Here is a 23233-nt window from a genome sequence, read left to right as displayed (position 1 = left end):
ACATGGGCACGTCTCAGCGTGTGTCCGCCGTTACGTCGATCAGCCCGCACACCGTCTCGATGTCCCGCTTCACCTGTGCGATCGACTCCCGTCCCGACAGCCACGTGATCAGGGCCGAGTGCCAGGTGTGCTCGATGACCCGGACCACGGCCAGCTGCTCCTGGGTGGGGTCCTCCACCCCCATCGCGTCCAGGACGATCGCCGTCGTCAGCCGGGACACGGCGTCCACCTCCGGACTCACCCCGCGGTCTGCGAAGGTCAGCGCCCGCACCATGGCGTCCGCCAGATGGGGATCGCGCTGGAGCGCCCGGAAGGCCAGCATCAGCGTTCCGGCGACCCGCTGGGCGGCGTCGTCCCCGGCGGGCGGCCGCCTGCGGAGCGTGACGTGCAGACGCTGGAGCTGGTCCTGCATGATCGCGACGAGCAGGTGGACCTTGGACGGGAAGTAGCGGTACAGCGTGCCGAGGGCGACGCCGGCGGCGTCCGCCACCTCACGCATCTGCACCGCCTCGAAGCCGCCCCGGCCGGCGAGCTGGGCGCCGGCCCGCAGAATGCCGCGTCGGCGGGCCTCCTGGCGTTCCGTCAGGGGAGCCGCCGCAGTCCTGGCTTCCGCTGTCATCTGTCCCCATCCAAGAAGGGAGAACCGGTTCCCTGTCCGTCCGGGCGCCGGTCTCCGGGCGCGCACAGCCTGCCAGGGCGTCCGTCGTGGCGCGAATCACCTGATCCGGCGGTCACGCCGACGCTACCTGCCGGTAGATTCGGTGCGGGTTGAACGCACGAGTCTGAAACTTGTTCTAGATTAGCGCGACCGGTTACGCTCCGGCGAAAACGCAGTGAGAAGGGGGCCGAGTGTGACCGCTGAGGCCATAGAGTCGGGCCCCTTCGCGGGCGGCAGCACGTCGGGCACAGACGGCGACCGGCCGTTGCGCATCGCCCTCCTGACCTACAAGGGCAACCCCTTCTGCGGCGGCCAGGGCGTCTATGTCCGCCACCTCGGCCGCGAGCTCGCCCGGCTGGGCCACAGCGTCGAGGTGATCGGCGCCCAGCCCTACCCCGTGCTCGACGAGGGTGTCCCGCTCACCGAGCTGCCGAGCCTCGACCTCTACCGCCAGCCCGACCCGTTCCGCACCCCGGGACGCGGCGAGTACCGCGACTGGGTAGACGTCGCCGAGGTCGCCACCATGTGGACCGGAGGATTCCCGGAGCCACTCACCTTCAGTCTGCGGGCGAGGCGTCATCTCCTCGCGAGACGGGGCGACTTCGACGTCGTCCACGACAACCAGACGCTCGGCTACGGCCTGCTCGGGGACCTCGGCGCACCCCTCGTCACCACGATCCACCACCCGATCACCGTCGACCGCCGACTCGACCTGGACGCCGCGGAGTCGGCGCGCCGCCGGCTCTCCGTGCGCCGCTGGTACGGCTTCACGCGCATGCAGAGGCGCGTCGCCCGCCGCCTGCCGTCCGTGCTCACGGTCTCCGGGTCGTCGCAGCAGGAGATCACCGAGCACCTCGGGGTGCGCCGGGACCGTATCCAGGTCGTGCACATCGGGGCCGACACCGGCCTCTGGTCGCCGGACCCCTCGGTCGCCGAGGTCCCCGGCCGGATAGTCACCACCTCCAGCGCCGACGTCCCGCTCAAGGGCCTCGTACACCTCGTGGAGGCCCTCGCCAAGCTCCGCACCGAGAACCCGGGCGCGCACCTCGTGGTCGTGGGCAAGCGGGCCGAGGACGGGCCCGTCGCCCAGGCCATCGAACGCTACGGACTCCAGGACGCCGTCGAGTTCGTCAAGGGCATCAGCGACGCCGAACTCGTCGACCTGGTCCGCAGCGCGCAGGTCTCCTGCGTCCCCTCGCTGTACGAGGGCTTCTCGCTGCCCGCGGCCGAGGCCATGGCCACCGGCACCCCGCTGGTCGCGACCACCGGCGGCGCCATCCCGGAGGTCGCGGGGCCCGACGGGGAGACCTGTCTCGCAGTGCCGCCCGGCGACGCCGGGGCGCTGGCCGCCGCGCTCGGCAGGCTCCTCGGCGACGCCGAGCTGCGCTCCCGCCTCGGTGCGGCCGGCCGCGCCCGGGTGCTCGCCAACTTCACCTGGGCCAAGGCCGCCCTCGGCACCGTCGAGCTGTACCGTCAGTCGATCGCCGCTCGGGGAGCCCGCAGGTGAGCGCCCCCACGGCTCCCGGAATCCGTACCTCCGACCTCGAAGGCAGGCCCCCGTGCTGACCGTCGACTTCACCCGCTTCCCGCTCGCCGCAGGCGACCGGGTGCTCGATCTGGGCTGCGGCGCCGGCCGGCACGCCTTCGAGTGCTACCGGCGCGGCGCCCAGGTGGTGGCCCTCGACCAGAACGGCGAGGAGATCCGCGAGGTCGCGAAGTGGTTCGCCGCGATGAAGGAGGCCGGCGAGGCACCCGCCGGTGCGACCGCCACCGCGATGGAGGGCGACGCCCTCAACCTGCCCTTCCCCGACGCCTCGTTCGACGTCGTGATCATCTCCGAGGTGATGGAGCACATCCCCGACGACAAGGGCGTGCTCGCCGAGATGGTCCGCGTGCTGAAGCCGGGCGGCCGGATCGCGATCACCGTGCCCCGCTACGGCCCCGAGAAGGTCTGCTGGACGCTCTCCGACGCCTACCACGAGGTCGAGGGCGGCCACATCCGCATCTACAAGGCGGACGAACTCCTCGGCAGGATCCGGGAAGCAGGACTCAAGCCCTACGGCACCCACCACGCGCACGCGCTGCACAGCCCCTACTGGTGGCTGAAGTGCGCGTTCGGCGTCGACAACGACAAGGCGCTGCCGGTGCGCGCCTACCACAAGCTGCTGGTCTGGGACATCATGAAGAAGCCCCTGGCCACCCGGGTCGCCGAGCAGCTGCTCAACCCGGTCGTCGGCAAGAGCTTCGTGGCGTACGCGACCAAGCCCCACCTGCCGAAGGCCGAGGCGTGAGCACGCCGGAGCAGACCGAACACCTCGTCCTGCCGGGCGTCCTGACGGCCGAGCAGGCCACCGAGACCGTGGAAGCCCTCCTCGCGGTGCAGCGCGAGGACGGGGCGCTGCCCTGGTTCCGTGGCCACCACCTCGACCCGTGGGACCACACCGAGGCCGCCATGGCGCTCGACGCGGCCGGTGAGCACGAGGCCGCCGCCCGCGCCTACGCGTGGCTGGCCCGCCACCAGAACGACGACGGCTCCTGGTACGCCGCCTACCACGACGGCGATCCGGACCGCCCGACGGACCTGGGGCGCGAGACCAACTTCTGCGCCTACGTGGCCGTCGGCGTCTGGCACCACTACCTAGCCACCGGCGACGACGCGTTCGTCGACCGGATGTGGCCGACCGTCTACGCGGCGATCGAGTTCGTGCTGCGGCTCCAGCAGCCCGGCGGCGAGATCGGCTGGAAGCGGGAACCCGACGGCACCCCCGTCACCGACGCGCTGCTGACGGGCTCCTCCTCCGTCCACCAGGCGCTGCGCTGCGCGCTGGCACTGGCGGAACAGCGCGAGGAGGCGCAGCCGGACTGGGAGCTCGCGGCCGGCGCCCTCGGCCACGCGATCCGCAGCCACCCGGAGCGCTTCCTGGACAAGAGCCGCTACTCGATGGACTGGTACTACCCGGTCCTCGGCGGCGCGGTCACCGGCACGGCCGCGACGCGGCGCATCGAGGAGGGCTGGGAGAGCTTCGTGGTCCCCGGTCTCGGTGTGCGCTGCGTGCTCCCCAACCCCTGGGTCACGGGCGGCGAGAGCTGCGAACTGGCCCTGGCGCTCTGGGTGACGGGCGAGTCGGACCGTGCCCTGGAGATCCTGCAGTCCGTCCAGCACCTGCGGGCCGAGGGCGGCCTCTACTGGACGGGATACGTCTTCGAGGGCGAGCGGGCCATATGGCCCGAGGAACTCACCACCTGGACCGCCGGATCACTGCTGCTCGCGGTGGCCGCGCTCGGGGGGGACGAGGCGACCACCGCGGTCTTCGGTGGCGAACGGCTGCCGAAGGGACTGGAGCCGGACTGCTGCCGTGAGGAACCCGTCCGCTAGGAGCGGCGGATCCGTCCCGCCACGGCGTGACCGACGAACAGGTAGACGGCTGCGGCCAGACCGTAGCCGGCGACGACGCGAGCCCACGCTTCATCGAAGGTGAACAGGTCGTACGACCAGCCGGCCAGCCAGTGGGCCGAGTCCTGGACCCACTGGACCAGGTCGTTGCCCCGGTTGGCGTCGAGCAGGTACATCAGGATCCACAGAATGATGATGAACGCCATGATGTCCGCGACGACGGCTATGACACGTGCGGCGGTACTGCTTCCTGTGCCTGTTCTGGGAGACATGCTCTCCGGATTACCGCTTTACCGTGGGTGAAACCCGTACGGCGTGCGCCGGGGAGGTGGGGGCCTTCGAGAGCGTCGTCGACGACATCGAGGACGCCGGGAAGAGCGCGGGCGCCGAGGTGGAGAACAAGGTCCCCTCCACCTCCCAACTGGGCGGATAATGCGCTGAAAGGACTGTCGTACGCCGCATAGGGTGCGGGGATGACCCTCCTTGCGCACGCGCGCTACTGCGACGAGATCCTTGTCCAGACCCGGCGACTGGCCGAGCTGGTCGAGGACGCCGACCTCACACTGCGCGTCCCCGGATGCCCCGACTGGAACCTGCGCGAACTCGCCGTCCACGTCGGGGGTGCGCACCGCTGGGCCGGGGAGATCGTCCGTACCCGGGCGGCCGAGGACATTCCCGAGGGCCAGGTGCCGGACACCGGCGGCCCGTCCGGGGACGACCCGGCAGCTCTGGCCGAGTGGCTGGCCGCGGGCGCCGCCGCGACGGCGGGCGCGCTGCGTGAGGCGGGCCCCGACGCCGAGGTCTGGACCTGGGCCCGGGAACGCCGGACGGCATTCTGGGCCCGGCGCATGGCCCACGAGACCGCCGTTCACCGCGCGGACGCCGCCCTCGCGACCGGGACGGCCTTCGAGGTGGCATCCGACCTGGCGGCCGACACGATCACCGAGTGGCTTCAGATCGTCGCCTTCGCGCAGACCGAGGGGGACCCGGAGGCAGCCGAACTGCGGGGCGGCGGACGGTCCCTGCACCTGCACGCCACCGATGTGCCCGGGGCGGAGTGGCTGATCGAGTTCGGCGAGGAAGGCTTCACCTGGCGCCACTCGCACGAGAAGGCGACCGTGGCCCTCCGGGGCCCGGTGACCGAACTGATGCTGGCCTTCAACCGCCGGCAGAAGCCGGACGAGGGCGGACTGGAGGTCCTGGGGGACCGCGGGCTCCTGGACTTCTGGCTGGAGAGGTCGTCCTTCGGCTGACGACTGCCGTCGCGCGCGAGAACGACAGTGGCCCCCGCCCTTCCGGGCGGGGGCCACTCGCGTGTGCGTGGGCTCAGCCGCGCTGGATGCCCGTGGTGTCCTGGAGGACGCCGCGACGGCCGTCCTGCGTCTGGGCGATCAGCCCGGGACCACGCTGCTCCACCGCGAGGTACCACGTGCCGGGCGCGAGCTCGGCGATCGGGTTGGGGGCGCCGTCCTCGCCGTACAGCGGACGGGCCACCGGCACCGCGAACCAGAAGGGGGTGAAGTCACCGGCGGGTGCCCCACCGCCCTGCGAAGGCTGCTGGGCGGCCTGCTGCTCAGGCCGGCCAGGGCCCGTCTGGCCGGGCTGGGCGCCGTACGGCTGGGGCTGGCCGGGCTGGGCGCCGAACTGCTGGCCACCGGGGTAGCCGTAGCCCTGGGAGGGCTGCTGGCCGTAGGCGGGCTGCACGGCCTGCGCGGGACGCGGGGCGCCCATCAGCGGGGCCTTGAGCGCGGGAACCAGCGGGGTGGCCACGGCGCCGCCGGCGAGCGCGAGGGCCGCCAGCAGTCCGAGGATCAGGCCGGCGCCGGCGTCACCGGCGTCGATGATCGTCCAGAACATGGTCCACAGGGAGTACACGGTGAACGCGGCGCCGAACTGGCCGAGTTCGAAACCGGCGACCTTGCGTCCCGGCATCGCGCGGCTGACGATCAGCAGCGCGGCGCCGATGATGCCGGCCAGGTAGATGCCCATGAGGACGGAGAGCGAGTCCCAGGCGTTCGCGCTGTAGCCCGAGCAGTCCACGCCCGAGGGGCAGTCGTAGCCGGAGAGGTCGAGGAAAGAGGCGATGAACAGCACGACCGCTGCTCCGATCACCACGCCGTCGCCTCGAGTGAGGGAGCGGATATTCACGTGAAGGTCCTTAGTCGGTCGTCTCGTCGGGGCGGTCGTCGATGCCGCCTGTACGGCGGGTACGGCGCGAAGCTCGGGGGCGGCTCCCCATCGTACGGATGAATCTATCGTCTGCCCGGGCGGGTTGTGATGCTGCCCGGACCTCGGACCGGCTATCCCCCCAATGTCGCCACCATCACCGCAGAACTACCTCTTCAGATAGCTGCTGATGCCCTCGGCCATGCCGAGAGCCGCCTTCTGGCGCCAGTCCGCGCTGGTGAGCAGAGCGGCGTCCTTCGGATCACGCATATTGCCGCATTCGACGAAGACTTTGGGCACGGTGGACAGATTCAGGCCCCCGAGATCGTCACGGGTGTCGAGCCCGGTGCCGCCGCCGATGTAATTGGAAGGGGCGCTTCCGGTAACGCGTACGAAATTCCCCGCAATCCGCACCCCCAGTTCACGCGAAGGGGCCACGATCTTCGCGGTGTCCGCGTCGCCCCCCTTCACCGCCGCGGGGAGAATGACGTGGAATCCACGGTTCCCGGTTGCGGAACCGTCCGCGTGAACCGAGACGACCGCGTCGGCCTTCTCCTTGTTGCCCATCCGCGCACGCTCGTCGACGCACGGGCCGAAGGGCCGGTCGCCGTCCTGGGTGAGGACGACCCTGGCGCCCCGTTCCTCCAGCAGTGTGCGCAGCTTCCGCGAGACGTCGAGGGTGAACCGGGCCTCCGCGTAACCCGCGTCGGTGGCCGTGCCCGTGGTGTCGCACTCCTTGCGGCCGGTGCCGATGTCCACCTGGCTGTTGATCTCCCGGGTGTGGTCGCGGTTCCCCGGATTGTGCCCAGGGTCGATCACCACGGTGCGGCCCGTGAGCGGGCCCCGCGGCAGGGGCTCGGCGGACGTGGGCTCCGAGGAGGGGCCCGTGGCCGCGGCCGACGGCTCCCGGGGCGAGGGTGAGGAGGGCGGCGGGGACGAGGCCGGCCGCGACGCGGCTCCCTCCTCGGCGCCGGGCACCGGCCCGCCGTCGGCCACGCAGCCGGTGGCGGTCAGGCAGACGGCGGCCAGCGCCGCCGCGGCGAGGACGGGCCTGCGGCGGGGACCCGGACGAGGCGTGGGGGGAGCGAAGTCTTGGTGACGCACGTCGCGATGCTATCCGTGACCCTCAGCTCCCCGGCCCCGTACGCCGAAGGACGCGAAGGGAGTCCGTCACCGAGATCTCGGTGAACGCCCCCGATGCCAGGGCGCGTTGGTGGACGCGGTACGGGGCCTGGCCGCCGTCCGCCGGGTCCGGGAACACGTCGTGGATGACCAGCAGACCGCCGTCGGCGACCTTCGGGGCCCAGCCCTCGTAGTCGCCGTTCGCGTGCTCGTCGGTGTGCCCGCCGTCGATGAAGACCAGGCCGAGCGCCCCGCCCCAGACGGCCGCCACCTGCGGGGACCGTCCGACGAGCGCCACCACGTGCTCCTCCAGACCCGCCTTGTGCAGGGTGCGCCGGAAGGTCGGGAGCGTGTCCATCAGGCCGATCTCCGGATCCACCACCGAAGGGTCGTGGTACTCCCACCCCGGCTGCTGCTCCTCGCTGCCCCGGTGGTGGTCCACGGTCAGGGCCGTCACCCCGGCAGCCCGGGCGGCGTCCGCCAGCAGGATCGCGGAGCGCCCGCAGTAGGTGCCGACCTCCAGGAGCGGCAGCCCCAGCGTGCCGGCCTCGACGGCGGCGGCGTACAGGGCGAGCCCTTCGTGGACCGGCATGAAGCCCTTGGCGGCCTCGAAGGCGGCGAGAACTCCCGGCTCGGGACGGGCAGCGGTCTCGGCGGCCACGGGGTTCCTCCTGGTGGGGCGGTGGATCGGACGGCGTCCCATCGTGCCGTACGCCCCCGCGACAGGGATCGGCGGGGGCGTACGGGTGGGGTGGGCCCGGGTCGGGGCAGGCCCCTGGCAGGGCTGCCGGGTCAGGTCAGCAGCTCTGCCAGAGTCGGGTCATGACCCGGACGCCGAAGCGCAGGCCCTCCAGCGGGACGCGTTCGTCCACACCGTGGAAGAGCCGGCCGTAGTCCAGGTCGTGCGGGAGCTTCAGCCCCTTGAAGCCGAAGCAGCGGATCCCCAGGTGGGTGAACGCCTTGGCGTCCGTGCCGCCGGGGTTGCAGTACGGCACGGGGTGGCCGTCCGGGTCCTCCGCGCGGACCGCGTCGCACATCGCGTCGACCAGCGGGCCGTCGAACGTGGTCTCCAGCGCGATGTCGTGGTTGACCCACTCGCGGCTGACGGAGGGCAGCAGCAGCCGGTCGATCGTGTCGATCAGCTCCTGCTCGTGGCCCGGCAGGAAGCGTCCGTCGACCCGGGCGGTGGCCTTGCCCGGGATCACGTTGGTCTGGTAACCCGCGCTGAACATGGTCGGGTTGGCCGAGTTGCGCAGCACCACCTGCATGAAGTCGGCGACCGGCCCCAGCCGGGAGAGCGTGCCCTCGATGTCCTCCTCGTCGAACTCGACGCCGTACAGCCGGGCGGCCTCCTCCAGCAGGGCGCGGACCGGTTCGATCAGCCGCACCGGGAAGGTCTCGCGGCCGATGCGGGTGAGGGACTCGGCGAGATCGGTCACCGCGTTCTCGTCGTTGGGGGACGAGCCGTGGCCCGCCCGCCCGGTGGCGGTGAGCTCCATCCAGGCCATGCCGCGCTGGGCGTTCTCGATCGGGTACAGCCGCCGGGTGTCGTCGATCGCGAAGGAGAACCCGCCGCCCTCACCGATCGCCTCGGTGGCCCCGGCGAAGAGCTCGGGACGGTGCTCGACCAGCCAGTGCGCACCGAACTTCCCTCCCGCCTCCTCGTCGGCGAGGAACGCGAGGACCAGATCACGGGCAGGCCGAGTACCCGTCCGGGCGAAGTGCCGGGCGGTGGCCAGCATGACCGCGACCGTGTCCTTCATGTCGATCGCGCCGCGCCCCCAGAGGTAGCCGTCGCGGATCTCCCCGGAGAACGGCGGCACCTGCCACTCGGAGGCGTCGGCGGGTACGACGTCGAGGTGGCCGTGGACCAGCAGGGCGCCCCGGGCCGGGTCGGCGCCCGCGATGCGGGCGATGACGTTGGCCCGGCCGGGCGCGGACTCGACCAGCACGGAGTCGATACCGGCCTCGGCGAGACGGGCGACCACCCAGTCCGCCGCGGCGCGCTCGTCGCTGGTGGGATTGGACGTGTCGAAGCGGATCAGCTCGGCGCAGAGGCCGACGACCTCCTCCTGGGCCTGCTCGGACGCGGGGACGATGCTCATGCTGCTCCTGCCGGGGTGGTGACGTGGGCGGCGGGGGCGGGGGTGTGCGCGTCGTCGTCCAGGGTGGAGGTGCCGTACGGCCTGATCCAGCCCAGCAGGCCGAGCACGCAGTACAGCAGGAAGGCGGTGGCCAGCGAGTTGAGGGCCGGGATGCCGCCGTCGTAGAACTTGCCGACGCAGAACGCGACGACCCAGATGGCCAGGGACATCGGCACCCAGGTGGGCGATGTCGCGGGCAGGCTCTGCGCCTCGCGTGTCTCGTCCAGGGGCCGCCGCATGCGCTTCACGACCCAGTACTCCGCGACGATGATCCCGCCGATCGGAGGGATCATCACGCCCAGCAGGGAGAGGAACTCCGTGAAGTGGGTCATGATGCCGACCGCGGAGAGGAGCGTTCCGGCGACACCGAGGGCGACGGTGACCACCCCGCGGTGCAGGCGCCTGCCGAAGACGACCTGGAAGAAGTTGACGACGCCGAGCGAGGAGCCGTACAGGTTCCAGTCGTTGATCTTGGCGGTGGACATCAGGACCACGATCACGCCGAACGCGCCCGAGGTGGAGAGCACGATGTGCGAGACCTCGCTGGACTTCACCAGGTGTCCGAGGAGCACACCGGTCATGCCGACGATGTACTCGGAGAGGATCATCGAGGAGGCGCTCTGCACGAAGACGTGGGAGCCCTTCCTGTTGTAGCGGGTCATCTCCGGGGAGACGATCGCGCCCGTCATGTAGCCGCCCGCGATCGCTGTGGCGGCCACCGCCAGCGGGATCGCCTCACCGGGCGGCGGCGAGCTGACCAGCTCGCCGAGCGAGTGGTCGTTCAGTGTGGTGATCACCGACCAGGCGACCATGCCGAAGAAGAGCGGGGTGACGATCTTCGCGAACAGGGCCATGTAGCGGAACCCGAAGATCACCAGGGCCGTGATGGCGATGCCCGCGAACACGCACCACATCCAGGACGGGCCGCCGACGAGCGCCGAGACGCTGTTGCCGAAGATCGTGTTCTGGACGCCGAACCAGCCGACCAGGCTGACCGCGATGACGAAGCTGACCAGGGCCGAACCGTTGCGGCCGAAGCCCACCCAGCGGGTCAGCATCGGGGTCGCCAGGCCCTCGCGCATCCCGGCCAGGCCGATCGCGAAGATCACGATCTCCAGGATCACCGCCCCGAGGGTGAAGGCGAGGAACGCGTCCCCGAAGGTCATGCCCACACCGATGGTGGCGCCGAGCGTGAACTGGGAGATCGACCCGGACTGGGCCAGCCACTGCAGGAGCATCGACCAGAAGCCGAAGCGCTTGTCGCGCGGCACCCGTGAGAGCGAGTAGTCGTCGCTGCCGATGGTCTTGGTCTCGGGGGCCGTGACGGCGGCCCGGCTGTCGGAAGCCATCAGGACTCCTGGGGTGTGCGGCCGAAGGTCTGCAGGTGAGCCAGCGACCCGTAGCGGTTGACGAGGTTGTCGAACTCCACCGCGTCGTGGAAGTCCAGGGTTCCGGCGCCGAAGGCCTTGGCGACCTCGACGGCGTACCGGGCGGCCGAGGCGATGTCCGTCTCGTGGCTCGCGCCCGTCTGGCAGCCCGGCACCGCGGCGGCCGAGGTGACCGCGAGACCGACGACCGGGGCGGCGGTCGCGGTGGAGGGCTGGAGGATCGAATTGATGTGGTGTGCACCGTTACCGTACGGGGTGATGTCTTGCGTGGTCACCGGGTACGTGACCAACGGCTCACCGGTCACCACGGCGAGCAGCTCGCCGAGCTGCTCGGACACCCGGAGCACCCAGCCCTCCTTGACGGTGGGCGACAGGGCGAGGCCCTTGTGGTTGATGATCCGGTTGCCCTTGGTGGTGTCGATGGAGAGCACGGCCTCCATCTCACCGGTGACCTCGTGCCGGTTCATCGTGGCGATGTCCACCGGGGACCCCATGAAGGGCACCGGGTCGTGCGGCTCGGTCGGGGCTCCCGGGCAGATGTGCGTGGCGACGATCACGTCGCCGGGCAGCACGTCACCCCGGCGGCGCATGTCCAGCAGCTTGGCGGCGGTGGCGAGCGCCGAGGCCGCGCCGTCGGCGTCGGACACGAGCCCGGTCACCTCCGGCCGCGCGCCGACGCCCCCGAGCCGGCCGACCACGCCGAGGGTCCGGGCGCCGCCGCCCGCCGCACGCCCCTGGGCGCCGGGGATGCGGACGAGTACGAAGTCCGTCGCCCCCCGGTCACCGGTGACGGTCGTGACCTGCGCGGACGAGCCCTCGGGCCCGGCGACGGAGTCGAGGTATCCGACGACCGACTTGCCGCTGACCTGCGGGTCGTCCAGCAGCTCGACGATGTCCAGTACGTACTTCAGCATGGGGGCCTTTCTCCGGAGCGGGACACCCGCCCGGCGCTCCTGCGGGGAAGCGCGGGGCGGGGTGCTGGAGCAACATTCGGGATCGGCTACCGTGGAACGCAACTCTTTCCCGTTATCTGCAATTCAGGTCTGAATGGTGAGATGCTGATGGCCGACTTCGATCTGGACCGGCGCACCCCCACCGGGGCCCTGCAAACCGTCGACCGTGCCCTCCTGGTGCTGCTCGCCTTCGAGCGCACCCGGCCCGACTGGGGCGTCACCGAGGTCGCCGAGGAATTCGGCTGGGACACCTCGGTCGCCCAGCGCCTGCTGGCCACACTCGCGGGCCGCGGCTTCCTGGTGTCCGACCCGGTGACCCGCCGCTACCGCATCGGACCGGCGGTGCTGCGGCTCGGCCGGCTCTGGGAGCGCTCCGGATCGCTGGAGCTGCTGGCCGCGCCGGTGCTTGAGGAGCTGCGCCGGACCACCGGCGACACCGTCCTGTTCTGCCTGCCCGACAGCTTCCACATGCGGTGCGTGGCCGCCGAGGAGGGGGAGACCGGGCCGCTGCGCTACTACCCGCTGGTAGGCGAGCTCTACCCGGCGCACGCCGGGGCCACCAGCAAGTCCTTCTACGCCTACCTGCCCGACGACCAGCGCCACCGGCTCTTCCGCGGCCGGCCCATGGCGCGCTTCACCGACCGCACGGTCACCGACCCGGACCTGCTGGAGCAGGAGTTCCTGAAGGTCCGCGCCCAGGGGTACGCGTGGACCGTCGGCGAGTACGACACCGGGATCGCCACCGTCGCCGTCCCTGTGTTCCTGGGGCGCGAGCCCTACGGCAGTCTCAGCCTCGGCGGGGGAGAGGACCGCTTCCGGGGTGCGCCCGACGACCGGCTCGACGCGCTGCGGCACGCCGCCCACCTGCTGGAGCAGCGGCTCACCCACCCGCCCCAGCGGCCGAAGTCCCGCGCGGGGCGCCCCCGCACCGCCTGACCCCTGCCCCTACACCGCCCGGCCGGCCTCCGTGTGCCGCCGTCCTGCCCCCGCGAGGAACACCCGTGAATCTGCTGCTGCTCTCCAACTCCACCCAGTACGGCCGCGGTTATCTGGAGCACGCTCTGGACACCGTCACCGCGTTCCTCCCCGCGAACGCCCGGCTGGCCTTCGTGCCGTACGCGCTGGCCGACCACACCACGTACACCGTGCGCGTCCGCGCGGCGCTGGAGCCGTCCGGCGTCACCGTGCGCGGAGTCCACGAGAACTCCGATCCCGTCGCGGAACTCGCCGCCTCCGACGCCGTGTTCATCGGCGGGGGCAACTCCTTCCGGCTCCTCGCAGCCCTGTACCGCACCGGCCTGCGCGACGCGGTGCGCGACGCGGCACGGAACGGAATGCCCTACATGGGGGCCAGCGCCGGCACCAACATGGCAGCGCCGACCCTCCGCACGTCCAACGACATGCCCATCGTGCAGCCGCCGTCCTTCGACGCGCTGGGACTGGTTCCGTTCCAGATCAACCCGCACTACCTGGACCCGGACCCGGCCAGTACCCACAAGGGTGAGACCCGCGAGGAGCGGCTCACCGAATTCCTGGAGGAGAACGACGTCCCCGTGCTCGGGCTGCGCGAGGGCTCCTGGCTCCGCGTCACCGAGAACGAGGCGACGGTCCAGGGAGCCCGGCCCGCCCGGCTGTTCACCCGTGGTGCCCGGCCGCGGGAGCTCGCGGCCGGAACCGGTGTGTCCGAGCTGCTGGCTACGGAGCCGAGGTTCGACGCTCCGGAGCGCTGACCGGCACCGCCGCGGCGGCGGACTCCGCCGCGGCGAGAGCGTCGCCCGCGCTGCTGGCCAGCAGCACCGGGCGCGCCGGCCGCTGCGCCGGAAGGAACGCGGCCAGCACGAGGCCGATCAGCACCGCTCCCGTGGCGATCACGAACGAGGTCCGGAAGCCCTCCATGGTGGGGACGTCCACCGAACCCATCCGCACCGATGTGTTCGCCAGCACCATGCCGATCACCGCACTCGACAACGAGGTGCCGATCGACCGCATCAGTGTGTTCAGGCCGTTGGCCGCACCGGTCTCGGAGGCGTCGACCGCCCCGATGATCAAGGCGGGCAGCGAGGAGTACGCGAGCCCGATACCAGCGCCCAGCACCACCGCGATCACCACGGTCTGCCAGGCGGCGCTCATCAGGCCGAGCCCCGCGCCGTACCCGACGGCGATCACCAGCATGCCCAGGATCAGCGTCGTCTTGGGCCCGCGACGGGCGGAGAGCCTGGCGTACAGCGGGGCGACGAACATCATGGTCACACCCAGCGGCGCGACGCAGAGCCCGGCCACGACCATGGACTGCCCCAGGCCGTACCCCGTCGACCTGGGCAGCTGGAGCAGCTGCGGCAGGACCAGCGAGACGGCGTAGAAGGCGACCCCGACCATGATCGAGACGAGGTTGGTGAGCAGCACCTCACGGCGTGCGCTGGTACGCAGATCGACCAGCGGTGCCGGGGAGCGCAGCTCGAACAGGCCCCACAGCACCAGGATCACCAGGGACGCGGCGATCAGCCCGAGTGTCAGTGGGGAGGTCCAGCCCCAGTCGCTGCCCTTGGTGACGGGCAGGAGCAGGCAGACCAGGCCGAGGGAGAGCCCCAGCGCGCCGACGAGGTCGAAGCGTCCCGGGGCGCGCAGCGGGGGCTCCGGGACCACGAGGACAGTCAGGGTCATGGCCAGCACACCCAGCGCGGCCGAACCGAGGAAGAGCGCGTGCCAGTCGGCGTGCTGGGCGACGAGTGCGGCGGCGGGCAGCGCGAGTCCGCCGCCCACGCCTATGGAGGAGCTCATCAGGGCCATCGCCGAGCCGAGCTTCTCGCGCGGCAGCACGTCGCGCATGATGCCGATCCCCAGCGGTATGGCACCCATGGCGAAGCCCTGGAGGGCCCGTCCGACGATCATGACCACGAGGTCGTCGGTGGAGGCGCAGATCAGCGATCCGAACACCATCACGGCGAGACTGGCGAGCAGCATCCGCCGCTTGCCGTACAGATCGCCGAGCCGCCCCATGATCGGGGTCGCGACCGCCCCGGCGAGCAAGGTGGCCGTCATCACCCAGGTCGCGTTCGCCGGGTCGGTGCCGAGGAGGGACGGCAGGTCCTTGATGACGGGCACGAGCAGGGTCTGCATCACCGCGACGGTGATCCCCGCGAAGGCGAGTACGGGAACGACACCGCCCTTGCCCTTGCCCTTGCGCGGGTCGGGGAGCTCTGTGTGAAGGCCCTGCCGTTGGTTCGTCGTCCGTCGCATACGTGAGGCCTCCGGGCAGGGAAAGGTGGGGAAGATCGAGCTGGGTGGAGCGTGCGTGAGCGCCGCCCGCGGGCGGCGCTCACCACCAAGTGTGTGCATGTTGAACACTTCCGTACGCCCGCGATATTCCGGTGAACGCGGCGTAAAAAGAGGGAAGTCGGCGAAGGGCCTACGCCAGAGGGCGGAGGCCCGACGGGACCGATGGGGGATCGGTAACCAATGTACGGGGCACGAATGGCCTGGGAGTATGACACCCATGGTTGACGTCCCCCCGCCCACGCTGCCTCCCGCCCGATCGAGAACCCGTACGTGGGCCGTGGTCGCGGCCGCCTGCACCGGCCAGTTCCTGGTCGTCCTAGATGTGTCCGTCGTCAATGTGGCGCTGCCCTCCATGCGGACCGACCTGGGCCTGAGCGGCCCCGGGCTGCAGTGGGTCGTCAACGCCTACTCGATCGCCTTCGCCGGCTTCATGCTGCTCGGCGGACGGGCGGCGGACATATACGGCCGCAAACGCATGTTCCTGACCGGGCTCGGGCTCTTCACCGCTGCCTCACTCGCCGGCGGGTTCGCTCAGGAGGGCTGGCAGCTGCTCGCCGCCCGCGCGGGACAGGGACTCGGCGCGGCCGTGCTGTCCCCGGCGACGCTCACGATCCTCACCGCCGCCGTTCCCGAGGGCGCCGCGCGGACCAGGGCGATCGGCACCTGGATGGCGGTCGGCGCGGGCGGCGGAGCGGCCGGCGGTCTGATCGGCGGGGTGCTCACCGACGCCCTCTCCTGGCGGTGGGTGCTGCTCATCAACGTGCCGGTCGGTGTCCTCGTCCTGGCCGGCGCGGCGGTGTGGCTGGCGGAGGGCCGGGCGGGCGACCGGCGCCGAGTGGACCTGCTGGGCGCGGTGCTCGTCACGGCGGGCCTGGCGACGACGGCGTACGGCGTCGTACAGACCGAGGCCGCCGGCTGGACCGGCGCCGCCACCCTGGTGCCCCTGCTCGGCGGCCCGGCGCTGCTCGGCGTGTTCGTCCTGGTGGAGGCCAGGGCGGCCGCGCCCCTGATGCCGCTGCGCGTACTCGGGGTGCGCGCCGTGTCGGCGGCGAACGTGTCGATGCTGATCCTGGGTTCGGCGAGTTTCGGCATGTGGTACTTCATGACCGTCTACGCCCAGAACGTGCTGGGCTACACACCGCTGGAGGCCGGATTCGCGCTCGTGCCGAGCTCCGCCGCCGTCTTCGTGGGCGCGAAGGCCGCACCCGCGATCATGGCGCGGACCGGCGCCAAGCCCCTGGCGGTGACCGGCGTCCTCGTCGCCGCGGCCGGCTTCGGCTGGCAGTCCACCATGGGCGTGGACGGCTCCTACCTCACCGCGGTCTGTCTCCCCGGCGTCCTGATGATGGCCGGAGTCGGACTGGCCTCCACCCCGCTGGCCACGCTCGCCACCTCCGGAGCGGCCCCCGGCGACGCCGGACTCGTCTCCGGACTGGTCAACACCTCCCGGACGATGGGCGGTGCGCTGGGCCTCGCCGTGCTCTCCACGGTCGCGGCGGGCCGCACCGGGGGCTCGACGGGCGCCGCGGAGATCACGGCCGGATACGCCCTGGCCTTCCGCACGTCCGCCCTGGTGCTGACGGCAGGAGCACTGATGATGCTGATCTGGCTGCCGGGAAGCCGGGAAACGGACACGCGGAGAGGCCCGGGCTCGCGAGCCGGTGGCCTCGGGGGGCGTTCCGGGAAGGAGGCCGCCCCGGCGGCGCTGCACTCCCCGGAGGCCTGACGGCCTCGGGCCCGAAGAGGTGCCCTGCGGCCGGGCCCACCGCGACGGCGCCGGTACGCCCGCCGGCCGGACGCCGTACCGTGCCGGAGGTCAGAGCCAGCCCTGCTGACGGGCCGCACGCACGCCGCACACAAGGGCCGCCGCAGCCCGGCGGCTGCGACGGCCCTCGTGTCCTACGGAGCGGTTTCAGGCCGCCGCACTGCCACCCCCTTCGGAGGGGCGGCGGTGACGGCCGTGCGGCTGCGCGGCCGCGCTGTCCGCCGATGCGCCTCCTCGGTGCTTTCCGTAGCCGCCGGCTTCGCCCCGGTCCGTGTCCGCCTCCGGCGGACGCGTCTGGGTCGTGTCGGTTCGGGCTTCAGACATGTGGGAAGTCTCCCCGTTGCAATCGCTTACGTGTGTGTCGCAGCCCCGCCGCCCCCGGCACGGTCACCGTCGGCGCCCGCGCGGAACGGCTGCGTAGCCCCGTCGAGAGTTTATCCAGGTGCGGTGCGCCCGGTGAGAGGCGCCTGCCCCAACGGAACGGGTCTGCACACACCGAAAGCCGGGGTGTGGCCGGACGCGTCCGTTCCGGGCGCGGCGGTCCGGCGGGGCTCGTCCACGGGAGCCTCCAGCAGCGCCACGGCACAGGGGGCGCCCTCCTGCGCGTACGGCAGGTGCAGCACGCCGTCCCGGGTCCAGAACCCGGATCCGGCCAGCCACCCGCCGGGCGCCGCGAACTGGTGCAGCCGACGTCCCGCCGGACGCCACAGCCCCACCCAGCTGCCCGCCGCACCGTCGATCCGCAGAGCCACCGCGCAGCTCTCGGGCATCAGCATCTGGCCCGGCTGCACGGCGAACGGGGTCAGCGTCCCGTCCGGTGTGCGCAGGCACTCCGGGAACCGCACCGGGAGACAGCTGCCGAGCACGCCCCAGCCGAGCCGGTCGTGGCCCGGTGCGTCCGACCGGACCAGAAGCAGGCCGCTGTCGGCGTCGGCCAGCAGCAACCGGTCGTTGCTCTCCGGCGCGATCTGCAGGAGCGGGGTCACCTCGCCGCCGCGCTCCAGGTCCACGACGACCGCCTTCACCGGGCCGCCGCCGGGCATCTGCCGGTCCAGCGCGAGCAGACGGCCCTCACGGTCCAGCCAGACTCCGCCCGAACAGCGCCCCGGGACGTCCGCGACATGCTCGGGGCCGAACGCCCCGCCCGTCACCAGCCAGACACCGGTGGAGCGTTCCCCGGGGAGCAGGGCGAAAACGCCGACGCCGTCCGGGGACGGAGGGAGGAGCGTGAGGTCCGCACAGTCGAGGACCCCCAGCAGGATTTCACCCGTGCCGGGACCGGTCGGATAGAGCAGCGAGAACGTGTGCCGGTCGGCCTCCACCCGCCGCCGGATCAGGACCCGCCCGTCCGAGAGCGGCAGCACATCGGCCTCGGCGTCCTCCGGCTGGTCGAGGGGGAGGGGCACGGCGTAGGGCTCGGGGCCGTCCAGTGTCCAGCGCTCGGGGAACCAGGAGTGCTCGCCCGCCTGCCCCGCCGTGGTCAGCCGCGCCGCGTACGCGTGGTCGGCGGACAGGGTGAGCGAGGGCGGCAGGGGCCGCGACGGGCCCGTGGGGATGGCCGTCGCGACGGTCCGTGGTGCCTGGATCCGCCCGGGAGACACGGGGGACCCGGTCCGCACGAGCGGTACGAAGGACGAGGGCCCCGGCGACGCGAGGACGGGAGGGGCCGGTGGCATCGGCGGGACCGGCGGCACGGAAGGGCCATGAGGGGCGGGCGCGACAGCCCTTGCGGGTCCGCCGTGCGCGCCGGACTTCACAGATGAGGCCGTGGACGCGCCCCGGCCGCCGGGACCGGCGATGCCAGGACCGAGCCTCACGGCACGCATGCCGACGGGACCGATGCCGACGGGACCGACGCCGACGGGGCCGAGGGCCACGGGATCGGCGCTGCCGGGGCCGATGGAGACGACCGCGACGGTGGGGGTGGCGTCGGGCATCCCGGCGCCGCCCGGCCCGGAGACGGGGTCGTGCGTCCTCGCCGTCTGACCGGCGTCCGGGCCGGGCACCCTCGCCGTGGCGCGTTCCGGGCCCCGGTCGGACGCGCCCGCTCTGAGCGGGTCCGCGCCGTCGTCCGACGCGCCCGCTGGGCGGGGCTCCGAGGGCTCGGCCGGCCCGTCCGGTCCCGCCGGCTCGGGCGCGGGCCGGGACGCCGCGGCAGTGCTTGTGACTCCGGCGGTCTTGTCCTCGATGGCACAGGCAGTCATGGTCCGGTCACCTCCGGCAACCGAAGCTAGATTTCGCACTCCCCGCCGGACAATCCGAGCCACACCACTTCACACATAAGGGTGCCGATGTCCCGATTTCCCTGCGGAGGCAGGGGGGAGTGTGCTTGTGCTTCTTCACGCGCCTAAGGTGAGGCTTCCCTAAGAATTTCCTGTGTACGTCCCGAACTGGAGCAGAACATGTCCCTCAGACGCCGCGGCACCGCCGCGATCGGTCTCGCGGTCGCCGCCGCCCTCTCCCTCTCGGCATGCGGCGGCGGCACGGCAGGCGGCTCGGCGGGTGGTGACACGGGGGGCGACAAGAAGGCGGCCGTCGCCACGGGCGGCAAGGACTTCGCCGCCGCGGCGAAGAAGACCGCGGAGTACGGGACCGACGCCGAAGCCGGCGTGTTCCCCCGCACGGTCACCCACGCCATGGGCAGCACCGTGATCGAGGCGGCGCCCGAGCGCGTGGTCGTGCTGGACGTCGGCGAGTTCGACAACGTCGTCTCGCTCGGTGTGAAGCCCGTCGGCTACGCCCCGTCCGAGGGGGACGACGCCATCCCGTCGTACCTGAAGAAGGACGCGGGGAACCCGGCGAGCGTCGGGACGATCAACAGCCTCAACCTCGAAGCGATCGCCGGCCTGAAGCCGGACCTGATCCTCGGCAGCCAGCTGCGCGCCGCGGACAAGTACGACGAGCTCTCGAAGATCGCACCGACCGTGTTCTCCATCCGCCCGGGCTTCACCTGGAAGGAGAACTACCTCCTGAACGCCGCCGCGCTCGACAGGACCGCGAAGGCGGAGTCCGAACTCGCCGCCTACGAGGTGAGTGCGAAGAAGCTCGGCGAGGACATCGGCCCGGACAAGCCGACCGTCTCGATGGTCCGCTACATGCCCGACAAGATCCGCCTCTACGCCAAGGCGTCCTTCATCGGCACGATCCTCCAGGACGTCGGCCTGCCCCGGCCCGGGAACCAGCAGATCGACGATCTCGCCGCGGAGATCAGCTCCGAGAACATGGACCAGGCGGACGCCGACTGGATCTTCACCGGGGTCTACGGTGACGCGAAGGCCACCGAGCGCGACACCGCCCGGGCCAACCCGCTGTGGAAGAACCTCGCGGCGGTGAAGGCGGGCCAGGCCAAGGACGTCTCCGACGAGACGTGGTACCTCGGTCTCGGCGTCACCTCCGCGAAGCTGGTCCTCGGCGACCTCCGCGCCGACCTCGTCGCGTAACGATTCGCACCGGCCGCCGTTCCCACTGCACGGGCCCCGGCGGCCAGGGGCGACGGGGCACGGCGGACAGGTAGCCTTTCCTCCGTGCCCCGTCTGTCTGAAGTCATCGCCGAACTCGACGCCCTCTGGCCTCCCGAGCGGGCCGAGGAATGGGACGCCGTCGGCACGGTCTGCGGTGACCCCGGTGCGGAGATCGACCGGGTCCTCTTCGCCGTCGACCCCGTCCAGCAGGTGGCCGACGAGGCCCGGACCCTCGGCGCGCAGCTGATCGTCACCCACCACCCGCTCTATCTGCGCGGTACGACGACGGTCGCGGCCTCCACCTTCAAGGGCCGGGTCGTGCACGGGCTGATCAAGCACGACATCGCCCTGCACGTGGCGCACACCAACGCCGACACCGCGGACCCCGGGGTCTCCGACGCCCTCGCCGCCGCCCTGGACCTGCGGGTCACCGGCCCCTTGGTGCCGGACCCCACCGACTCCCGCGGGCACCGCGGACTCGGCCGGATCTGCGAGCTCGACCACCCCGAGACCCTCCGCGACTTCGCGGCACGCGCCGCCGTCGGACTGCCCGCCACCGCGCAGGGCATCCGGACAGCCGGGGACCCGGACGCGCTCGTGCGCCGGGTCGCGGTGAGCGGCGGTTCCGGCGACAGCCTCTTCGGCGCCGTACGCGCCGCCGGCGTGGACGCGTTCCTCACGGCGGACCTGCGCCACCACCCGGCCTCCGAGGCCGTTCAGCACTCGCCGCTCGGCCTCGTCGACGCAGCGCACTGGGCCACCGAGTGGCCCTGGTGCGAGCAGGCCGCCGCGCAGCTCGACGCGATTTCCGACCGCCACGGATGGGACCTGAGGGTCCACGTCTCGAAGCAGGTCACCGACCCCTGGACCACCCACCACTCTTCTGGAGCCCCCAACTGAACGCCGCGCCCGCCGACCAGATCCGACTCCTCGAAGTCCAGGCACTCGACGTACGTCTGTCGCAGCTCTCGCACAGGCGCACGTCGCTGCCCGAGCACGCCGAGCTGGACTCGCTCAACAGCGACCTCGCGCAGCTGCGCGACCTGCTCGTCGCCTCGCAGACCGAGGAGAGCGACACCACCCGCGAGCAGACCAAGGCGGAGCAGGACGTCGACCAGGTGCGCCAGCGCGCCGTCCGCGACCAGCAGCGGCTCGACTCCGGCGCGGTCTCGTCGCCGAAGGACCTGGAGAGCCTGCAGCGCGAGATCACCTCGCTGGCCAAGCGCCAGGGCGACCTGGAGGACGTCGTCCTCGAGATCATGGAGCGCCGCGAGTCCGCCCAGGAGCGCGTCGCCGAACTGACCGAGCGCGTCAGCGCGGTGCAGGCCAAGGCCGACGACGCGACCGCCCGCCGGGACGCCGCGACCCAGGAGCTCGACGCCGAGGCCGCCACCGTGGCCAAGGACCGTGAGGTCGTCGCGGGTGCCGTACCCGCCGACCTGCTCAAGCTGTACGACAAGCTGCGCGCCCAGCAGGGCGGCGTCGGCGCGGCCCGGCTCTACCAGCGCCGCTGCGAGGGCTGCCGCCTGGAGCTGAACATCACCGAGGTCAACGACGTGAAGGCGGCGTCCCCCGACACCGTCCTGCGCTGTGAGAACTGCCACCGCATCCTGGTGCGCACCGCGGACTCGGGCCTGTAGTGTCCGCTCCCCGCAGGCTGGTCGTCGAGGCCGACGGCGGCTCCCGGGGCAACCCGGGGCCCGCCGGCTACGGCGCGGTCGTCATCGACCCCCTCGACGGCGGGACGCTCGCCGAGGCCGCCGAGTACATCGGGGTCGCGACGAACAACGTCGCGGAGTACAAGGGCCTGATCGCCGGTCTCAGGGCGGTGAAGGAGCTGTTCCCGGACACGCCCGTGGAGGTGCGTGTCCGGATGGACTCCACGCTGGTGGTCGAGCAGATGTCGGGCCGCTGGAAGATCAAGCACCCCGGCATGAAGCCGCTCGCCGCGGAGGCCGCGAGCATCCTGCCCGCCTCCTCGGTCACGTACGAGTGGATCCCGCGCGCGCAGAACAAGCACGCCGACCGGCTCGCCAACGAGGCGATGGACGCGGGCAGGCGGGGCGAGCAGTGGGACCGGGCGTCCTCGACGGCCGAGCTGGACGCTCCACGCACACCGGCCGGCTCCGCACCCTCCCCGGCGGGGACGCCCGGCGACGCGGTGGCGGGCGCGGCGAAGGTCCGCGCCGCGATGGCCGCCGCCCGCCCGGCGACGGTGACCCCACAGGCGGCTCCGGCGGAGTCCGTGCAGGTGGGCTGGGGCAGCGCCCCCGACCTGGGCGCGCCCGCCACCTTCGTCCTGCTCCGGCACGGCGAGACGGCACTCACCCCTGAGAAGCGGTTCTCGGGAAGCGGCGGCAGGGACCCCGAGCTGTCGGGGACCGGCCGGCACCAGGCCGCCTGCGCGGCGGAGGCGTTCGCCGCGCGTGGCACGGTCGAGGAGATCGTGAGTTCCCCGCTGCGCCGCTGCCGCGAGACGGCGGAAGCCGTGGCCGTCCGCCTCGGCCTGGAGGTCCGCATCGAGGAAGGGCTGCGCGAGACGGACTTCGGAGTGTGGGAGGGCCTCACCTTCGCCGAGGTGCGGGAGCGCCACGGCGCCGACCTCACCGCCTGGCTCGCGTCCCCCGACGTGGCGCCCACGGGCGGCGGCGAGAGCTTCGCCGAGGTGGCGGAGCGGGTCTCCGCGACGCGCGACCGGCTGATCGCCCGCTACGCGGGCCGCACGGTGCTCCTGGTCACGCACGTCACCCCGATCAAGACCCTGGTCCGGCTCGCGCTGGGCGCCCCGCCGGAGTCGCTGTTCCGCATGGAGCTCTCGCCCGCCTCCGTCTCGACGGTGGCGTACTACGCGGACGGGAACCCGTCGCTGAGACTCCTCAACGACACGTCACACCTGCGGTAGCGGC

23 protein-coding genes are annotated in these 23233 nt (G+C 72.2%); 12 read left to right on the top strand and 11 right to left on the bottom strand.

Annotated features, from left to right (window positions below):
- Positions 1-13: 13 nt before the first annotated feature.
- Entirely contained in the window at positions 14-619 is a 606-nt protein-coding gene (locus HED23_RS26505; protein ID WP_203185893.1) for a TetR family transcriptional regulator, read from the bottom strand.
- 232 nt (positions 620-851) lie between these two features.
- Between HED23_RS26505 and HED23_RS26500 the strand changes: the two genes are divergently transcribed.
- The 3 genes from HED23_RS26500 to HED23_RS26490 are packed head-to-tail and all read left to right on the top strand — an operon-like array spanning position 852 to position 4034.
- Entirely contained in the window at positions 852-2165 is a 1314-nt protein-coding gene (locus HED23_RS26500) for a glycosyltransferase family 4 protein (RefSeq protein WP_203185892.1), read from the top strand.
- Between the two features lie 52 nt (positions 2166-2217).
- A complete protein-coding gene (locus HED23_RS26495) occupies positions 2218-2949 on the top strand; it encodes a class I SAM-dependent methyltransferase (protein ID WP_033299793.1) in 732 nt (243 codons plus the stop codon).
- On the top strand, positions 2946-4034 hold the full coding sequence (locus HED23_RS26490; RefSeq protein ID WP_203185891.1) for a prenyltransferase: 1089 nt from the start codon (positions 2946-2948) through the stop codon (positions 4032-4034). Before HED23_RS26495 ends, HED23_RS26490 begins: the two co-directional genes overlap by 4 nt.
- Here the strand turns inward: HED23_RS26490 and HED23_RS26485 are convergent.
- On the bottom strand, positions 4031-4324 hold the full coding sequence (locus tag HED23_RS26485) for a hypothetical protein (protein WP_203185890.1): 294 nt from the start codon (positions 4322-4324) through the stop codon (positions 4031-4033). The two genes, HED23_RS26490 and HED23_RS26485, sit on opposite strands and share 4 nt — an antisense overlap.
- Before the next feature lie 23 nt (positions 4325-4347).
- Here HED23_RS26485 and HED23_RS26480 point away from each other — a divergent pair, with 23 nt between their 5' ends.
- Positions 4348-4485, top strand: coding sequence for a hypothetical protein (locus HED23_RS26480; RefSeq protein ID WP_203187782.1), 138 nt, complete (start codon positions 4348-4350; stop codon positions 4483-4485).
- 40 nt (positions 4486-4525) lie between these two features.
- Positions 4526-5305, top strand: a complete 780-nt coding sequence (locus tag HED23_RS26475; protein ID WP_203185889.1) for a maleylpyruvate isomerase family mycothiol-dependent enzyme — start codon at positions 4526-4528, stop codon at positions 5303-5305.
- A gap of 73 nt (positions 5306-5378) precedes the next feature.
- Here the strand turns inward: HED23_RS26475 and HED23_RS26470 are convergent, their stop codons facing one another.
- The 6 genes from HED23_RS26470 to HED23_RS26445 all read right to left on the bottom strand — a co-directional run bounded on the left by HED23_RS26470 (position 5379) and on the right by HED23_RS26445 (position 11786).
- A complete protein-coding gene (locus HED23_RS26470) occupies positions 5379-6200 on the bottom strand; it encodes a DUF5336 domain-containing protein (protein WP_203185888.1) in 822 nt (273 codons plus the stop codon).
- Positions 6201-6386: 186 nt separating this feature from the next.
- Positions 6387-7322, bottom strand: coding sequence for an N-acetylmuramoyl-L-alanine amidase (locus HED23_RS26465; protein ID WP_203185887.1), 936 nt, complete (start codon positions 7320-7322; stop codon positions 6387-6389).
- A 22-nt stretch (positions 7323-7344) separates the two neighbouring features.
- Positions 7345-8043: a class I SAM-dependent methyltransferase gene (locus HED23_RS26460; protein ID WP_420803049.1), complete on the bottom strand. Its 699-nt coding sequence runs from the start codon at positions 8041-8043 to the stop codon at positions 7345-7347.
- A 94-nt stretch (positions 8044-8137) separates the two neighbouring features.
- Positions 8138-9445 carry a M20/M25/M40 family metallo-hydrolase gene (locus HED23_RS26455; RefSeq protein WP_203185885.1) on the bottom strand — a complete coding sequence of 436 codons (1308 nt, stop codon included), beginning with the start codon at positions 9443-9445 and terminating at the stop codon, positions 8138-8140.
- Positions 9442-10833 (bottom strand): cytosine permease, encoded by a 1392-nt coding sequence (locus tag HED23_RS26450; RefSeq protein WP_203185884.1) that lies wholly within the window; start codon positions 10831-10833, stop codon positions 9442-9444. The genes HED23_RS26455 and HED23_RS26450 overlap by 4 nt, the downstream gene beginning before the upstream one ends.
- Entirely contained in the window at positions 10833-11786 is a 954-nt protein-coding gene (locus tag HED23_RS26445) for a DUF1177 domain-containing protein (RefSeq protein WP_203185883.1), read from the bottom strand. The genes HED23_RS26450 and HED23_RS26445 overlap by 1 nt, the downstream gene beginning before the upstream one ends.
- Before the next feature lie 147 nt (positions 11787-11933).
- Between HED23_RS26445 and HED23_RS26440 the strand changes: the two genes are divergently transcribed.
- Positions 11934-12761 (top strand): IclR family transcriptional regulator, encoded by an 828-nt coding sequence (locus tag HED23_RS26440; RefSeq protein WP_203185882.1) that lies wholly within the window; start codon positions 11934-11936, stop codon positions 12759-12761.
- Positions 12762-12826: 65 nt separating this feature from the next.
- A complete protein-coding gene (gene pepE, locus HED23_RS26435; protein ID WP_203185881.1) occupies positions 12827-13555 on the top strand; it encodes a dipeptidase PepE in 729 nt (242 codons plus the stop codon).
- Here pepE and HED23_RS26430 read toward each other — a convergent pair.
- Complete coding sequence (locus HED23_RS26430; protein WP_203185880.1) at positions 13521-15062, bottom strand: MFS transporter; 1542 nt, start codon at positions 15060-15062, stop codon at positions 13521-13523. The two genes, pepE and HED23_RS26430, sit on opposite strands and share 35 nt — an antisense overlap.
- Positions 15063-15318: 256 nt before the next feature.
- Between HED23_RS26430 and HED23_RS26425 the strand changes: the two genes are divergently transcribed.
- Complete coding sequence (locus HED23_RS26425; RefSeq protein ID WP_238442110.1) at positions 15319-16827, top strand: MFS transporter; 1509 nt, start codon at positions 15319-15321, stop codon at positions 16825-16827.
- A 186-nt stretch (positions 16828-17013) separates the two neighbouring features.
- Here the strand turns inward: HED23_RS26425 and HED23_RS26420 are convergent, their stop codons facing one another.
- Both HED23_RS26420 and HED23_RS26415 read right to left on the bottom strand, forming a co-directional pair.
- Positions 17014-17190, bottom strand: coding sequence for a hypothetical protein (locus tag HED23_RS26420; RefSeq protein WP_203185878.1), 177 nt, complete (start codon positions 17188-17190; stop codon positions 17014-17016).
- Positions 17191-17300: 110 nt separating this feature from the next.
- Positions 17301-18692: a hypothetical protein gene (locus tag HED23_RS26415; protein WP_238442315.1), complete on the bottom strand. Its 1392-nt coding sequence runs from the start codon at positions 18690-18692 to the stop codon at positions 17301-17303.
- Positions 18693-19268: 576 nt separating this feature from the next.
- Here HED23_RS26415 and HED23_RS26410 point away from each other — a divergent pair.
- The 4 genes from HED23_RS26410 (at position 19269) to HED23_RS26395 (ending at position 23229) form a co-directional block, all read left to right on the top strand.
- On the top strand, positions 19269-20306 hold the full coding sequence (locus HED23_RS26410; protein ID WP_203185876.1) for an ABC transporter substrate-binding protein: 1038 nt from the start codon (positions 19269-19271) through the stop codon (positions 20304-20306).
- Positions 20307-20390: 84 nt separating this feature from the next.
- Positions 20391-21227: a Nif3-like dinuclear metal center hexameric protein gene (locus HED23_RS26405; RefSeq protein WP_203185875.1), complete on the top strand. Its 837-nt coding sequence runs from the start codon at positions 20391-20393 to the stop codon at positions 21225-21227.
- Positions 21224-21967: a zinc ribbon domain-containing protein gene (locus tag HED23_RS26400; protein ID WP_203187640.1), complete on the top strand. Its 744-nt coding sequence runs from the start codon at positions 21224-21226 to the stop codon at positions 21965-21967. Before HED23_RS26405 ends, HED23_RS26400 begins: the two co-directional genes overlap by 4 nt.
- Positions 21967-23229, top strand: a complete 1263-nt coding sequence (locus tag HED23_RS26395; RefSeq protein ID WP_203185874.1) for a bifunctional RNase H/acid phosphatase — start codon at positions 21967-21969, stop codon at positions 23227-23229. Before HED23_RS26400 ends, HED23_RS26395 begins: the two co-directional genes overlap by 1 nt.
- The last annotated feature ends 4 nt before the right edge of the window (positions 23230-23233 follow it).

This window comes from Streptomyces pratensis (assembly GCF_016804005.1).
GTDB classification, from domain to species: Bacteria; Actinomycetota; Actinomycetes; order Streptomycetales; family Streptomycetaceae; genus Streptomyces; species Streptomyces pratensis_A.
The sequence above is the reverse complement of the archived record's forward strand: the minus strand, read 5'-3'. Positions and strand labels throughout refer to the sequence as shown.

Bases quoted from the DNA above. Each gene is read 5' to 3' on its own strand.
- HED23_RS26415 (WP_238442315.1), bottom strand. From the start codon at position 18,692: ATGCGTGCCGTGAGGCTCGGTCCTGGCATCGCCGGTCCCGGCGGCCGG.
- HED23_RS26450 (WP_203185884.1), bottom strand. From the start codon at position 10,833: ATGGCTTCCGACAGCCGGGCCGCCGTCACGGCCCCCGAGACCAAGACC.
- HED23_RS26420 (WP_203185878.1), bottom strand. From the start codon at position 17,190: ATGTCTGAAGCCCGAACCGACACGACCCAGACGCGTCCGCCGGAGGCG.
- HED23_RS26410 (WP_203185876.1), top strand. From the start codon at position 19,269: ATGTCCCTCAGACGCCGCGGCACCGCCGCGATCGGTCTCGCGGTCGCC.
- HED23_RS26440 (WP_203185882.1), top strand. From the start codon at position 11,934: ATGGCCGACTTCGATCTGGACCGGCGCACCCCCACCGGGGCCCTGCAA.
- HED23_RS26485 (WP_203185890.1), bottom strand. From the start codon at position 4,324: ATGTCTCCCAGAACAGGCACAGGAAGCAGTACCGCCGCACGTGTCATA.
- HED23_RS26460 (WP_420803049.1), bottom strand. From the start codon at position 8,043: ATGGGACGCCGTCCGATCCACCGCCCCACCAGGAGGAACCCCGTGGCC.
- HED23_RS26430 (WP_203185880.1), bottom strand. From the start codon at position 15,062: ATGCGACGGACGACGAACCAACGGCAGGGCCTTCACACAGAGCTCCCC.
- HED23_RS26445 (WP_203185883.1), bottom strand. From the start codon at position 11,786: ATGCTGAAGTACGTACTGGACATCGTCGAGCTGCTGGACGACCCGCAG.
- HED23_RS26425 (WP_238442110.1), top strand. From the start codon at position 15,319: ATGGTTGACGTCCCCCCGCCCACGCTGCCTCCCGCCCGATCGAGAACC.
- HED23_RS26475 (WP_203185889.1), top strand. From the start codon at position 4,526: ATGACCCTCCTTGCGCACGCGCGCTACTGCGACGAGATCCTTGTCCAG.
- HED23_RS26505 (WP_203185893.1), bottom strand. From the start codon at position 619: ATGACAGCGGAAGCCAGGACTGCGGCGGCTCCCCTGACGGAACGCCAG.
- HED23_RS26455 (WP_203185885.1), bottom strand. From the start codon at position 9,445: ATGAGCATCGTCCCCGCGTCCGAGCAGGCCCAGGAGGAGGTCGTCGGC.